The 14,472-nt window shown below is 43.6% G+C and carries 13 protein-coding genes; 9 read left to right on the top strand and 4 right to left on the bottom strand.

Annotation, left to right across the window (positions count from 1 at the left end; all coding sequences use genetic code 11):
• Positions 1 to 99 precede the first annotated feature (99 nt).
• A complete protein-coding gene (locus tag ACP69U_RS00065) occupies positions 100 to 963 on the bottom strand; it encodes a universal stress protein (RefSeq protein ID WP_198331363.1) in 864 nt (287 codons plus the stop codon).
• A gap of 386 nt (positions 964 to 1,349) precedes the next feature.
• On the opposite strand from ACP69U_RS00065, the gene ACP69U_RS00060 reads away from it, so the two are divergent.
• The 9 genes from ACP69U_RS00060 (at position 1,350) to ACP69U_RS00020 (ending at position 11,424) form a co-directional block, all read left to right on the top strand.
• Positions 1,350 to 1,883, top strand: a complete 534-nt coding sequence (locus tag ACP69U_RS00060) for a DUF2058 domain-containing protein (RefSeq protein WP_426137413.1) — start codon at positions 1,350 to 1,352, stop codon at positions 1,881 to 1,883.
• A 477-nt stretch (positions 1,884 to 2,360) separates the two neighbouring features.
• Positions 2,361 to 4,529 (top strand): FAD-dependent oxidoreductase, encoded by a 2,169-nt coding sequence (locus tag ACP69U_RS00055; RefSeq protein ID WP_426137412.1) that lies wholly within the window; start codon positions 2,361 to 2,363, stop codon positions 4,527 to 4,529.
• A gap of 51 nt (positions 4,530 to 4,580) precedes the next feature.
• Positions 4,581 to 5,888 carry an ABC transporter substrate-binding protein gene (locus ACP69U_RS00050; protein WP_426137411.1) on the top strand — a complete coding sequence of 436 codons (1,308 nt, stop codon included), beginning with the start codon at positions 4,581 to 4,583 and terminating at the stop codon, positions 5,886 to 5,888.
• Positions 5,885 to 7,672 (top strand): ABC transporter permease, encoded by a 1,788-nt coding sequence (locus ACP69U_RS00045; protein ID WP_426137410.1) that lies wholly within the window; start codon positions 5,885 to 5,887, stop codon positions 7,670 to 7,672. The genes ACP69U_RS00050 and ACP69U_RS00045 overlap by 4 nt, the downstream gene beginning before the upstream one ends.
• 85 nt (positions 7,673 to 7,757) lie before the next feature.
• Positions 7,758 to 8,414, top strand: a complete 657-nt coding sequence (locus tag ACP69U_RS00040; protein ID WP_426137409.1) for an ATP-binding cassette domain-containing protein — start codon at positions 7,758 to 7,760, stop codon at positions 8,412 to 8,414.
• A gap of 64 nt (positions 8,415 to 8,478) precedes the next feature.
• On the top strand, positions 8,479 to 9,114 hold the full coding sequence (locus ACP69U_RS00035; RefSeq protein WP_426137408.1) for a CDP-alcohol phosphatidyltransferase family protein: 636 nt from the start codon (positions 8,479 to 8,481) through the stop codon (positions 9,112 to 9,114).
• A gap of 24 nt (positions 9,115 to 9,138) precedes the next feature.
• Positions 9,139 to 9,948 (top strand): sterol desaturase family protein, encoded by an 810-nt coding sequence (locus ACP69U_RS00030; protein WP_426137407.1) that lies wholly within the window; start codon positions 9,139 to 9,141, stop codon positions 9,946 to 9,948.
• Positions 9,949 to 10,187: 239 nt separating this feature from the next.
• Positions 10,188 to 10,742, top strand: a complete 555-nt coding sequence (locus ACP69U_RS00025; RefSeq protein ID WP_314885023.1) for a carboxymuconolactone decarboxylase family protein — start codon at positions 10,188 to 10,190, stop codon at positions 10,740 to 10,742.
• A gap of 28 nt (positions 10,743 to 10,770) precedes the next feature.
• Positions 10,771 to 11,424, top strand: coding sequence for a DsbA family oxidoreductase (locus ACP69U_RS00020; protein WP_193008791.1), 654 nt, complete (start codon positions 10,771 to 10,773; stop codon positions 11,422 to 11,424).
• A gap of 192 nt (positions 11,425 to 11,616) precedes the next feature.
• Here the strand turns inward: ACP69U_RS00020 and ACP69U_RS00015 are convergent, their stop codons facing one another.
• The 3 genes from ACP69U_RS00015 to ACP69U_RS00005 all read right to left on the bottom strand — a co-directional run bounded on the left by ACP69U_RS00015 (position 11,617) and on the right by ACP69U_RS00005 (position 14,351).
• Positions 11,617 to 12,228 carry a TetR/AcrR family transcriptional regulator gene (locus ACP69U_RS00015; protein ID WP_193008790.1) on the bottom strand — a complete coding sequence of 204 codons (612 nt, stop codon included), beginning with the start codon at positions 12,226 to 12,228 and terminating at the stop codon, positions 11,617 to 11,619.
• 185 nt (positions 12,229 to 12,413) lie between these two features.
• Positions 12,414 to 13,937 (bottom strand): aldehyde dehydrogenase family protein, encoded by a 1,524-nt coding sequence (locus ACP69U_RS00010; RefSeq protein ID WP_314885024.1) that lies wholly within the window; start codon positions 13,935 to 13,937, stop codon positions 12,414 to 12,416.
• Between the two features lie 192 nt (positions 13,938 to 14,129).
• Positions 14,130 to 14,351, bottom strand: a complete 222-nt coding sequence (locus ACP69U_RS00005) for a hypothetical protein (protein WP_426137406.1) — start codon at positions 14,349 to 14,351, stop codon at positions 14,130 to 14,132.
• Positions 14,352 to 14,472 lie beyond the last annotated feature (121 nt).

Here is a 14,472-nt window from a genome sequence, read left to right as displayed (position 1 = left end):
GAGATGACCCTTTAGCAAACGTCAGTGATGATCATTGAACGTTATCGACAGCTGAAGGCGCAATGATTGCACCTCGCTATTATAAACCTTACCGAGTTTTCAACGTACTAAAATCACAGGAGATAGCGTACTAGCGATAATTTCTGTCGTGGTACTACCAAGAAATAATTGTTGCAATTTAGAGTGCCCGTAAGCACCCACTACCATCATATCAATGTTGTTTTCTACCTGAAACCTTAACAAGCCGTCAACGGCATCAGAGGCAGATAAATGATGTGCCGCTACGCTAAAACCTGCGTCCTCCAATTGTGCAGCTGCGGCGCTTAAGCTCTGTTTTGACGCGTCGTTATGATTGCCTATCATGACAATATGACCTTGCAATCCTTTTAATACAGGACTTCTTGCAACCATCCATGCTGCTTTAATGGCGGTTTTGCTACCATCAAAAGCTATCATGTATGAGCTGGGTTCTTTGAACGTCTCTGAGCAAATCAATATAGGAACGTCAGATGCGCGGGCAACGGTTTCGATTTGGCTACCGATATTAATACGGCTGCTTTTGTGATCTTCACCTCTGCGTCCCATGACGATGGCACGATTTTCTGCTTTAAAATGTTCAATGGCAGGTAACAGCTTGCCGCGACGTTGGTAGATACGAATATCGACTTGAGTAAAGTTGCCTTGGATATGGCTTTTTGCGTCTTGCACCAAAGCATTACTATAATTGTTCACCACCTTCGCTCTTTGCTCGTCTAACTGCGTCAACTCTTCCAATAAAAACTGGCGGCTATTGACTCCTATTGCACCTGACAAATCGCGTCTGGTCGAGGCTGGAACCTCACTCACATGCAACAACGCTACGGGTAAATTTAACTTACTGGCATACCATGCTGCATAATCACAAACCGATTCAGTCACTGCCGAGCCGTCTATACAGGCTAAAATGTGCTGTGATGTTGTCATATTTCATCCTTAAATTTAACAATTTAATCCTATACAGCTTTCTATGCCCACTCTAAGTATGGTCACCGAAAAACATGGTTACCAAAAAACATAGTAGCAAAAAAAGCGTATCTACTGCTTTGATAATAACCAATTTAAACGGCTTCAGCCAGCGATGTGTGTCTGCTTCTAGCATAATAGTCAGTTTATTATCATCCTCATTTCTCAAGGTTTTAAAAAGCCTTTAGAAGCATCGTCTTAAAGCACTACCTTCAAACATTGTCTTGATAGACTGCCTTGTTACACTAAAAAGTCTTGTCATCGTCTAACAACATGCCTTAGCAAATTTTGCTACAATGGCTTTTTAGCATTTATGATTTAAGTGTCCTTATCTAGGTGATGGAATTATGGCCAAAAATGCCCTACAGGCTCAGTTATTAAAAGCAGGATTGGTGGATAGCAAAAAAGCCAAAAAAATCAGCAAGCAGACTCAGCATGCCAAGCGTACTGGTGACTCAGAAAGCATGGAAGCAAAAAAAGCGTTGGCAGAAGCCCAAGCGAAAAAACTAGAGAAAGATCAAAAGCTCAATCAAGAAAAACAACGTGTTTTAGAAGAGAAGATGCTCAAGGCCAATATCGTACAAATGATTAAGCAGCATCAGATTGCTGATACCAATGGCGATGTCAATTATCAATTTGTCGATAATGCTAAGGTTAAAAAAATCTTTGTCACTCAAAAACTATATGACCAAATCGTCGCCGGTCATGTGGTGATTGCACGCTTAGAAGAAGGCTATGCCCTCCTTCCTCGTCCGTTGGCAGATCGCATCGATGCGAAAATGGAGGGCTTCATGGTCGTGTCTAACGATACATCAGAAGAAGTACTGGCAGAAGATGATCCTTATGCCGCCTATGTGATTCCCGATGACTTGATGTGGTAACCGTTCAATGTCTTGATGCTTATGATGTAAGCGAAAAGCCTTTCATGGACTATATCAGTCTATGAAAGGCTTTTTATTATGTGAAAAATGAGCACCTTTAAGCGAGCCTTGCTGCTTTGGTTGAAAAACGTAACAATGCTCTATAACCGTAGCATGCTTGATGCTTTTCTTAATGAGAACGTTGTACCCCTTAACCTTGGGCAAAAAAGTCTCTTTAGCATAAACATCAGTCATATTTATCGTTAGATTGAACATGCATAAATATAAATACTAGCCTACGAAACTTAAGCCCTATATTATGAAGACCCCTGATTTAGTTAGCTGCTTTATTATAAATAAATGAACAAACCATGCAAAAAGCTTAACGTAATTGTTATTACCACTAACTTTTCATTATCAGTAACACGGTCAAGGTTCTTAATCATAAAAGAATGACGATGACTTTAGCCTTCGCTCTACTACTTAGCCGGATATTTTATGATTAAAAGAATATTGTTGATACTGTTAATATTAATATTGGCAGCAAGCTTTTTCTACTTTGACCTCAATCAATTATTGACGCTTGACGGCTTAAAAGGCTCCATGGCGCAATTTAATGACTATAAAACGCAATCACCATTATTAATTATCGGTGGGTTCTTTTTACTCTATGTCGTCGTCACCTCCCTATCCTTACCAGGCGCCGCTATTTTAACCTTGGCAGCTGGTGCATTATTTGGTTTATGGCAAGGCTTACTGGTCGCCTCCTTTGCCTCCAGTATTGGCGCGACACTCGCCTTTTTAACCTCACGTTATTTACTACGTGATACGATTAAGCAGCGCTTTCCTGAGCGTCTTGCGGCTATAGATGCTGGCGTTGAAAAAGAAGGCGGATTTTACTTATTCACCCTACGCTTAGTGCCGATATTTCCCTTCTTTTTAATCAACCTATTGATGGGTGTCACCGCGATTAAAGCAAGGACATTCTACTGGGTAAGCCAAATCGGTATGCTAGCGGGTACTTTTGTATTCGTTAATGCCGGTACGCAACTGGCGAAAATTGACAGTTTGTCTGGGATTTTATCGTTTAATTTGATTGTCTCATTTGCGTTGTTAGGTTTCTTCCCATTAATCGCAAAAGGCATATTAAATATGCTAAAAAAACGCCGCGTCTATAAACACTATACCAAGCCTAAAAAATTCGATCGTAATATGATTGTGATTGGCGCTGGTGCTGGCGGACTAGTCACCAGCTACATCGCGGCGACCGTCCGAGCAAAAGTAACCTTAATCGAAGCAGGTGAGATGGGCGGTGACTGCTTAAATTATGGCTGTGTACCCAGTAAAGCCCTCATTAAAAGCGCAAAAGTGGCAGAACAAATGCGCCATGCTGAGCGTTACGGCTTGGAAAATACCCCACCAGAGTTTTCATTTAAAAACGTCATGACCCGCATCCATAAAATCATCGCTGACATCGCCCCAAATGACAGCGTTGAGCGTTATACGGACTTGGGTGTCGAAGTGCTAAAAGGCTATGCCAAATTCATCGACCCGTGGACAGTAGAGATCGCGCTAAACGATGGCGGCACGCAAACACTCACCGCACGTTCCATTGTTATCGCTACTGGCGCGCGCCCATTTATCCCAGATTTGCCGGGTTTGGAAGAAACGGGTTATGTGACCAGCGATACTATATGGAATAAATTTACCGAATTAGAAGCAGCACCGAAACAACTGGTCGTCCTTGGCGGCGGACCAATCGGCTCTGAGCTGGCGCAAGCCTTTGCACGCTTAGGCTCTAATGTAACCCAAATCGAAAGAGGCGCGCGTCTCATGAAAAAAGAAGACGTGGAAGTTTCAGAGTTTGCGCAGAAAGTGCTCGTGGAGAGTGGTGTGAATATCTTAACCTCGCATCAAGCGATGCGCTGTGAAACTCGCAATGGTAAAAAGTTCATTATCGTTGAGCCGCAAGGCGATAGTATAGATAAGCAAGAAATCGCGATTGAATATGATGAGTTGCTTTGTGCCGTTGGACGTAGTGCCCGCTTAGAAGGTTATGGTCTTGAAGATTTGGGCATCGAAACGAAACGTACCATTACTACCGATGATTATCTAGAAACCCTCTACCCCAATATATACGCTGCTGGTGATGTTGTTGGCCCTTATCAATTTACCCATGTGGCCTCCCATCAGGCATGGTACGCCGCTGTGAACGGTTTGTTTGGACATCTAAAGAAGTTTAAAGTAGATTACCGCGTCATTCCGTGGACGACTTTTATAGACCCAGAAGTCGCACGCGTTGGCTTAAATGAGCAGAAAGCTATTGAAAAAGGCATCGACTTTGAGATTACCCGCTACGACTTTAAAGACTTAGATCGTGCAGTGACAGAAAGCGCCAATCATGGTTTTATCAAAGTCATTACCCCTAAAGGCAAAGATAAAATACTTGGCGTGACCATCGTCGCTGAACATGCTGGGGACTTAATGCCAGAATTCATACTGGCGATGAAGCACGGTTTAGGGCTGAATAAAATACTCGGCACTATCCATATGTATCCAACGTGGGCAGAGGCTAATAAGTACGCTGCTGGTGAATGGAAACGCAATCATGCAGCTGAAACGGTATTAAACTGGCTTGAGAAATACCATACATGGCGTCGAGGTTAGGTGAGTTTTTGTTAACTGCGCTGAAAACATATCATCATAACGGAAACTTAAATGTACGTTATCAAATCTCTGCCCGCTTTGACCACGTTAAAAAATCTAAGCCGCTATAGCGCCTATGCTATGGTGCTTAGCATTTGTGTTGGTATATCAGCAAGCACTGCCTCACCCACTACTGGTAACCTTAATCAAAATTTATCATCTTGGCAGCAAATAGAGGCGCAAGGTAGCAATCAAGACGTCTATTTCTATGCATGGGGCGGTGACCCGCAGATAAATGCCTATCTACAATGGGCCGCCAAGCAAGTCGATGATAAATATAATATTAACTTAGTTCATGTCAAATTGAGCGACACCAGTGAAGCCGTCAGTCGCGTACTCGCAGAAAAGTCTGCCAACAACAATGATAAAGGCAGCGTGGATCTCATCTGGATAAATGGTGCCAACTTTGCCACCATGAGTGAGAATTCATTATTACTGAAACAATGGGCAAATAAGCTCCCTAACTTTGCCTTGACCGATCCAGAGAATAATCCTGCGGTTAACTTTGATTTTGGTGTGCCGACCAATGGCATGGAAGCGCCATGGGGACAAGCCTCGCTGACTTTTTATTACGACAGCTTATCGACTAATAATCCACCAACTACCTTGAATGAACTGGTCAATTGGACAGCGCGAAATCCTGGACGCTTTAGCTACCCAAAGCCACCTGACTTTTTAGGAATGAGCTTTTTAAAATACGCGTTAGTCATGCTGCACGAAACTCAGGATACGAAAACAGGCGAAAACACCAAAGCACAGCTCAACCTGCCAGCCACTGAGCAAAATACAGATATTGTATTAGCTCCTTTATGGAAATTTTTAGATGATTTGCACCCCACCCTATGGCGCAAAGGTGAACAATTTGTACAAACGGGCGCGCAAATGCGGCGCTTGGTTGATGATACCGAGCTGAGCTTGGCTTTTACATTTTCCGCGCCTGAAGTGCCAGCGGCAGTGCAGCGTTATGATTTACCCCAGAGCATTCGTAGCTATGCAATGAGTGATGGCAGCTTAAGTAACACGCATTTTGTGGCCATTCCTTATAACGCCAGCCATCCGCAAGCCGCGCAGCTGGTCACCAACTTTTTGCTGAGCCCAGAAGCACAGGCAAAAAAGCAAACCCCTACTATATGGGGTGATAAAACCGTACTTGTTCCCTCTACGCTCAACCCTGAGCAACAAGCGCTATTTAAAGACAATAAACCACATCCTAGCGCCCTGCCCTTTGATAGCATCAAACTTACCGTGAGTGAACCACATCCAAGCTGGGTTGATGCCATTATGCAAGGCTGGCAAGCGCGTTATGGGGTCAGCCCATGAGTAGAGATACTAATCATAAAACGGCAAAGGAAAAAGTCCATTCTGCAACAATCACTGGCATAACTGCGCCTTATAAAACAGATCTATTTACGCGCATTGTATCTTTGAGTCCGAAATTTTTATTGCTACTGCTGATATTACCCGTGCTCGGTGGTTTGGTTAGCGTGCTGTTACCTGCCTTTAGCTGGGTACCTGCACTTGAGCAAACGACCGTTAGTCTACAAGGCTTTAACGATCTTTGGCAGACGCCTGGTCTTATCCAAATGGTAGCGTTAAGCATCGCTACTGGATTGATAAGTACGCTACTCGCTTTTGTCATGACCTTAATGATATTGGCGGCATTTTTTAATAGCGTTTGGCTGACCCGTATTGAGCGTTTGCTGAGTCCAATTTTAGTCATTCCTCATGCAGCGGCAGCCATCGCGGTTGGTTTTTTAATCGCGCCTTCTGGTATGTTTTCACGGCTTATTTCACCGTGGCTAAGCGGTTGGGAATTGGCACCAGGCGGTATGTTTCCCCATGACCCTTATGGCATTAGTATCATTTTGGGTTTAACCTTAAAAGAGCTGCCGTTTTTATTATTAATGGCATTAGGCGCTTTGGCACAACCTGAGCTTGGTAAAAAGTTACGCCAGCAATATAAAGTTGCGTTAAATCTCGGCTATTACCCCATTACTGCCTTTTTTAAAGCCGTACTCCCTATCCTCTATCCTTTTTTACGTTTACCTATCTTAGCCGTGCTGGCCTATGCCAGTGCCAGCGTAGAGATGCCATTGATATTGGGTCCAAACACGCCGCCAACGCTTGCGGTTACTATCATGCAATGGTTTAACGATGTGGATTTGAACTTACGTATAAAAGCCTCGGCAGGCGCGTTATTACAATTGGCGTTGACGGGTGGTTTAATCGCCTTGTGGCTGGGTGGTGAGAGAGCAATAAAAGCTTGCTTTAATGCCACATTGATAAATGGTAAGCGCCACTATGCTGATGCACTCTGGCAAAAAATCACCGCCGCGTTGACCACTGTGGTGATTGGCTTTATCTTGCTGGCGCTCATTGGACTGGTGTTGTGGTCAGTGGCTGGTTTTTGGCGCTTTCCCGCCGTATTGCCAGAGCAATTGGTGTTATTACATTTTCAAAGTGCCTTTACGCAAATGGGTACGCCATTATTTAATACCATTGCAATCGGTATCTTGAGTACCGTATTTGCCATTGTGCTGACTTTATTATGTCTAGAAGCTGAACAATTAAATAAAAAACCACTCTCAAAATTTACCAGTTTCATTATCTATCTGCCATTGTTAGTGCCAAGCATTGCCTTTTTATTTGGTTTGGTGTGGCTACAGCAACTGGTGAATAACCAAACGGCTTTTTTTAATGTGGCGTTCACCCATCTGCTCTTTGTGCTGCCCTATGTATTTTTATCGCTTGCCAGTAGTTACAGGCGTTTAGATCCGCGTTTTGCTCATGTCGCCGCCAGCCTTGGTGCAACCCCAGCCAAAGTATTTTTGCAGGTGAAATTACCACAATTATTTGCGCCGCTGTTAATTGCTATCGCCCTTGGTTTAGCAATCAGCTTTGGTCAGTATTTGCCGACATTATTGGCAGGCGGCGGACGTATCGCCACCATCACCACCGAAGCGGTGACTCTCGCAAATGGTGCCAGTAGGCGCACCAGTGCGGTGTACGCCATCATCCAAATGGCGTTACCGTTAATTGGCTTTATATTGGCGTGGGTATTGCCCAAATATTTCTTTAAAAGTGGCAGCAACAGCAGGCGTTAAAACTGTTTATTTTGAAGAAAATTATTTTTAATAGCACTGATTTTGAAAATACCTAATAATAAAAACGCAAATAAAAGGGCCTTTGATGCAATCTTCTTTACAGATAAAAGACTTACAGTTATATCGACAAGACACGCTACTCCTCAGCCTAGATGAGCAGATTTCTGGTGGTGAAATATTGACTGTCATGGGCCCATCTGGCAGTGGTAAATCGAGCTTATTGAACTGGCTAACAGGCACCTTACCAAATGGTTTTACCGCTACTGGTGAGGTCTGGTTAAATGATAAAAATGTAAGCCATCTGCCTACGCACCTGCGTCATATTGGGGTACTGTATCAAGATGCTCTGCTATTTTCGCATTTATCGGTCGCAGGTAATATTGCTTTTGCGATGCCTAAAGACAATAAGAATAGCGCTGAGAAGCTCAATAAAAAACAGCGCTTTGAAAAAATAGAGCAGGCACTTGAACAAGTTGGTTTAGCAGGCATGGGAAATCGCCATCCTGACAATTTATCGGGCGGACAACAAGCACGAGTGGCGCTACTGCGAACCTTGCTCAGCGCACCAAAAGCGATACTACTCGATGAGCCTTTTAGCAAGCTTGATACCCAACTTCGAGTAGATACGCGGCAACTGGTATTTGAGCAAATCCGCACTCATAAACTTCCCGCCATCATGGTCACCCACGATTATAGCGATGCCGAGGCCGCAAACGGTAAAATCATTCATTTAGAACTGTAGTTTTAGAGTTATCGTTTTATATATAAAATCTTAAACGTCAAAGCGAAATCCAAAAGGCAAGCGCATGCTAGACAAATTTATTACGCCCATGATTAAGCCGATACTAAGCCCTGTCGTCGTTGTCTTGCATAAACGCGGCATTACGGCTGATCAACTCACGGTGATGGGTTTTTTCATCGGCATGTTAGCTTTGCCATTAATTGCATTTGAGCTTTGGTATGGCGCACTGGTAGCCATTGTATTGAATCGTATTTTTGATGGTCTTGATGGCGCGCTTGCTCGCCACGCAAAGCAAAGCTCAAGCGCAGGCGGCTATTTAGATATTACGCTCGACTTTCTCTTTTATGCAGCAGTTCCGCTGGGTTTTATCTTGGCAAATCCTGAACAGAATGCCATTGCTGGCGCTTTATTACTCGCCACCTTTATTGGCACAGGCTCTAGCTTCTTAGCGTTTGCCATTGCTGCGGAAAAGTTTACACTGGATAAACCACAGTTTAAATATAAAAGCTTTTATTACTTAAACGGTTTGACTGAGGGCACCGAAACCATCGCACTGTTTGTCGCCTTTTGCCTGTGGCCACAGCACTTTGTATTACTCGCCAGCATTTTTGCCACTGCTTGCGCAATTACGATTTTTACCCGTATCCATGGCGGCTATCATACCCTTAAGCAGCTAGAAATAGATAAAAACAGTATATAAATAGAATAAGTTAAGAGGCAGCTAATGACTAACGAAGTATGGTGGCGGCTTGGGTTCTTTTTAAGCATTTTAGTGATTATGATGCTGATAGAATGGCGCATGCCTGCACGTCAAGCACCGATCAAAAGCAGCAAACGCTGGTTCGCTAACTTTGGCTTGGTTTTTATCTCGTCAGTTATTGCTCGTCTAGCGGTGCCTGTCGGTCTAACGGCTGTGGCGCTGTATAATCAGCAGAATGGCATTGGTCTATTTAATATCATCAATTTGCCAAGCATCGTCGTCGTCATACTAAGCTTGATATTGCTCGACATCATCATTTACTGGCAGCATCGATTATTTCACCGCGTGCCTATGCTATGGCGTTTGCATAAAGTCCATCACGCTGATGCGCATGTTGATGCCAGCACAGGGCTTAGATTTCATCCCATTGAAATCGTTTTAAGCATTCTAGTAAAGCTCGCTGCCGTTAGCTTATTGGGTGTTCCTGCCATCGCTGTATTGATATTTGAGATTGCGTTAAATGGCTTAGCGATATTTAACCATGCCAATATTCGCCTGCCACCTGCGCTTGAAAAACAGCTGCGCTTAATATTGATGACGCAGATTTTGCATCGTATTCATCACAGCCAACGCGTTAGTGAGACCAACTCAAACTATGGTTTTAGTGTCATTTGGTGGGATTGGATTTTTGGTAGTTATAAGGGTAAAGCAAAGCAGTCTGATAATGAGCTAGATATTGGGCTAAAAGAATACCCAGCAGCCAAACAAAATGCCTCGCTATGGGGATTGTTAACAATGCCATTTAGCAATAACTTGGTTAAGAAAAACAAATAACTGTCGTGATGTCGCCTAGCTTCGAATGTAAGTCAAAGTTACAAACAACTTGAGCATTCACTCAAATATTATTTGAACGATTGCTCAAAATGAATTATAGTGGCTGCAGTTGTTGAGCGACTCACGAAAATCTCACTTATAAAATTGAGTATTCACTCAACTATATAATAGGTTCTCAAGTCGTTTCTACACACTTACTTTTACAACAATTCACTAATAATTATCCGAAGGACTTTCACATGACTGAATTTACTCTACACGACAAAGACACAGCCCCAGCAGCAAGCAAAGACTTGCTTGATGTTTCTATCAAAGCGTTTGGCATGGTACCTAACCTACATGTCGTCATGGCTGAAGCACCTGGGCTATTAGAAGGCTATCAACGCCTGCATCAGTTGTTTTTAGACAGCAGTTTCGATGATGAGGAAGTCACGGTCGTATGGCAAACCATCAACGTCGAGCATGAGTGCCATTACTGTGTACCCGCTCATACTGGCATCGCCAAAAGCATGAAAGTAGATGACGCCATTACTGATGCATTACGTAATGAGACACCACTACCAACTGAAAAACTAGAAGCATTACGCGACTTTACGCTATCGGTCGTTCGTGATCGTGGTAATGTAAATGATGACGCAGTGCAAGCGTTCTTAGATGCAGGCTTTACTAAACGTCAGATTTTAGAAGTGGTTCTTGCAGCGGCTCAAAAAGTGATGAGCAACTACACCAACCATTTGGCCAACACGCCAATCGACAAGCCTTTCCAAAAGTTTGAATGGCATAAAGCTGTCTAATTATATAAGAACCAAATAAGGAGCCACCATGAGTAATTTAAAAAAGCCATTACGAATAGATATCGTGTCAGACGTGGTCTGCCCTTGGTGCGCTATCGGCTATAGTCAACTAGCCGAGGCATTAAAACAAACCAACACTCCACACGAGATTCACTGGCATCCATTTGAGTTAAATCCTAATACACCGCACGAAGGACGAAACTATCGTGAGCATATCATGGAGAAGTACGGTACGACTGCTGAGGACGTTCAAGAGAACCGAGCTAGAATGACAGAAGTAGGTGCTGAAGCTGGATTTAATTTTCAGTTTACCGATGACTTTCGTACTTACAATACTTTTAATGCGCATCAGTTGCTGCATTGGGCCGATCAACAAGGGCGTATGCACGAGCTAAAGCAAGCATTGTTGGTCGCACATTTCGTCGATAATCAAAATGTATCAGATCATAGTGTGCTTGCCGATGTTGCGGCCGATGTTGGACTGGATCGTAGCGAAGCACTAGCGGTCTTAAAAGATCAGCGATTTGCTGCAGCGGTAGAAAAAGAAAAGCAGCATTGGCAGCAACAAGGCATTCAAAGTGTGCCTTCTATGGTTTTCAATGAGCGTCATTTAATTAGCGGCGCACAAGGTATTGAAAATTATAAAAGCATTTTGCAGCAGTTAGCTGACATGCCAGACTAAACCATGAAGTCATGGTTTAGTCTTCAAAGCTGAGAGTTTTAGAAAAGCTAAGGGTTTTAGAGTTACTGTATAGCCCGAGACTATACAGTAACTCTAAAACCCTTTTTTCATACCAAAAATATCTTAGCAATCAGCCTTACTTAATCGGCAATAACCCTTTAGCAGTGCTTATTTGCAAATAGTCAACATGAACTACACGCCAACAGGCTTATCAATACGCAGCCCTTCTATAGAGAGTGCCATATCTTCAGCCAACGCTTGCACCGCTGCACTCTCGACATCACGCTGCGCAAAAGCACGCAATCCCATCACTTCAGCCTGCAAGCGACGACCTAACCTAGTCGGATCCAACTTACTATCAAGCTCACCCAGCCGCTGTGCTTCGGTAAAGTAATTTATAAAACGCAGCTCCATACCTGCCAGCAGCATTTCAACTTTTTGTAGCGCTGTCTGCTCACGAGCACCAAGCTCCAGTAAGCTTTTGACCAACATGCAAGCCTGACTCGGCAGCCCTTTATCACGAATACCGCCCAGCTGACGCACGAAAGCGGCTAACCCCAACAGCGGCGATTGATAAGCGCCCATTACCCGCTCAAGCTCACTCAAACCTAGGCGAGCATAGTAGTCTAACGCTTCTTGAAATAATCCATCTTTACTGCCAAACGCAGCATAAATGCTTCCTGGACGCATATCGAGCGCCTCTTCTATGTCTTTTAACGAAGTAGCATGAAAGCCTTTTTGCCAAAAAAGCTGTAACGCGCGTTCTAAGGCATCCTGACGGTTATAAAGTGCGGTACGTGACATAGTTTTTCCATCTCAAAAGCTGTAATCTCATATAAAAATAAGCACAGCGATAAAATTTGAATGATTGCTCAATTTTATATCGAATGGCATTCTTAGTCCAGTAAAGTTAATTTACAAAGCAAATATCTTATTTAGCCATTGGTAGCAATATTAATGGCTAAATAAGATATGAAAGCGCCCAACGTTTAATGACTCAACAGCACGTGCTTGCTTTTTTGATACGCAGACAAGCCGTCTACGCCCAGCTCACGACCGATACCGCTTTGCTTAAATCCGCCCCACCCTGATTCTGGCAGTACAATTTGCTGTTCATTGATCCAGATATGACCCGCTTGAATCTGTAGCGCCATCTCTACGGCCGCCGTTTCATCAGCGCTGACAATGCTCGCGGCCAAAGCAAACTGGCTATCATTGGCTAAAGCAATCGCCTCGGCATGGTCGGTAAACGTTTGACTCACTAGTATCGGCCCAAAAACCTCTTCTGTCCATAACTGACTGGTCACTAGAACATTGGTATAAATCGTCGGCATCGCAAAATACCCTTGCCGATTTAAGATCTCACCACCTGTGAGACAAGTCAGGTTTTCGGCAGCAGCAAGGTCGAAATATTTTTTTACTTGATTTAGTTGCTGCTCACTAACCAGTGGACCCATTTGCGTGTCAGTGTCAAAGCCATCACCAATTTGCAAACTTTCTGTATTAACTTTTAATGTATCGAACAACGACTGAGCAATGCTTTCATGAACAAGCAGTCTTGAGGTGGCTGAACAGATCTGACCGGCATTGGTAAATATACCACCGATAATCAAATCACAAGCGTGGTCGATATCAGCATCTGCACATACGACGATGGCTGACTTACCGCCCAGCTCTAGACTGATATCCTTAATACCTTTTGCCGCTTGGCTCATTACCTTTTCACCAACGGCGTTGCTACCAGTAAAAGAAATTTTGTCGATTAATGGATGGCAGGTCATGGCAGCGCCCACTTCAGCTGCACCCGGCAAAATATTAACGACGCCTTTCGGTAGTTTAATAGCAGACAACATATTGCCCAGCATCAACTCTGGCAATAATGTCACCTCGGAGGGCTTTAATAGCACCGTACAGCCTGCAGCCAATGCAGGGGCTAACTTCCAAGCAGTAGTGACCATTGGAAAATTCCACGGGACAATAAGGGCGCAAATACCAACAGGTGCATACGTTTTTAGCAAGCGTATGCCTGACTCGCTGGTGGATACCTCCGACCACGTCGCTTGTTCTGTGATGAGATTGGCATAATAGCGATAGCAGGCAATGGCATCACTCACGTCTATTTTTGCCTCTTCAATGGGCTTACCATTATTTAACACAGACAATCCCACCAATTTGTCAAACTGCTCCTCCATCGTCTCGGCAATGGCATTGAGATACGATGCACGCGTGCTTACGGCGGTTTGCGACCAAGATGGATACGCCGCAGAAGCCGCATTGACTGCCATTTCTACCTGTACCTTGGTACACAATCGAGTGGTAGCGATGATTGTTCCCGAATTTGAATCATATAAATCATAATTCGAATCATAGCTATCAGCGTCAGCAGTATCGGTAGCAGGCGCTTCAATAGTCATCCATTTGCCATCTATATAAGCTGCATTTAACATCACTTCATCGTGAACCGTTTGGATGGCGCTTTCTCTCGTTAAACTGTTAGCATTCGTCATTTCCATGATGGTCAATCACCTTATATGGTTTGATATAATTGTTTTATACCTATTGTCTTTAATTTCATTTATAAGTGTCTCTATCAATCATTCGCTAAGTAATCGGTTTATCTAACTAAAGAATAAACCGATTATTTGGCACATTATCGTGATGCTAGAGGCTGGGTTGATAAGGATGGGTTGATATTGGCTACATGGCTAATACAGTAGATGCGCCACTGAGGTAATCACCACCAAACTGATCAGAGTACGAAGAATAAAAATCATAAACAGCTCTAACACATTAAGCTTGATGTTTGATTTCAAAATCAGCGCGCCCACTTCAGACATGTAAATAATCTGAGCAATAGAACATGCACCAACGATGAATCTTGTCATCTCACTCTCAATACTTTTGCCGACCAAGGCTGGCAAATACATATGGTAATCATCCCAACCATAAGACACTTATCAAATAGAATTAAGCTGCGTGGTTTAGTTTCTGCATTGGCGTAAAACCGCCATTGCCCATATTCGGGCGCTCGTGGTTGTAGTGATATAA

The organism is Psychrobacter sp. TWR1-1-1, from assembly GCF_049895865.1.
GTDB lineage: Bacteria > Pseudomonadota > Gammaproteobacteria > Pseudomonadales > Moraxellaceae > Psychrobacter > Psychrobacter immobilis_A.
Note: the sequence above shows the minus strand (reverse complement) of the source record. Positions and strands in the feature narration are given on the sequence as shown.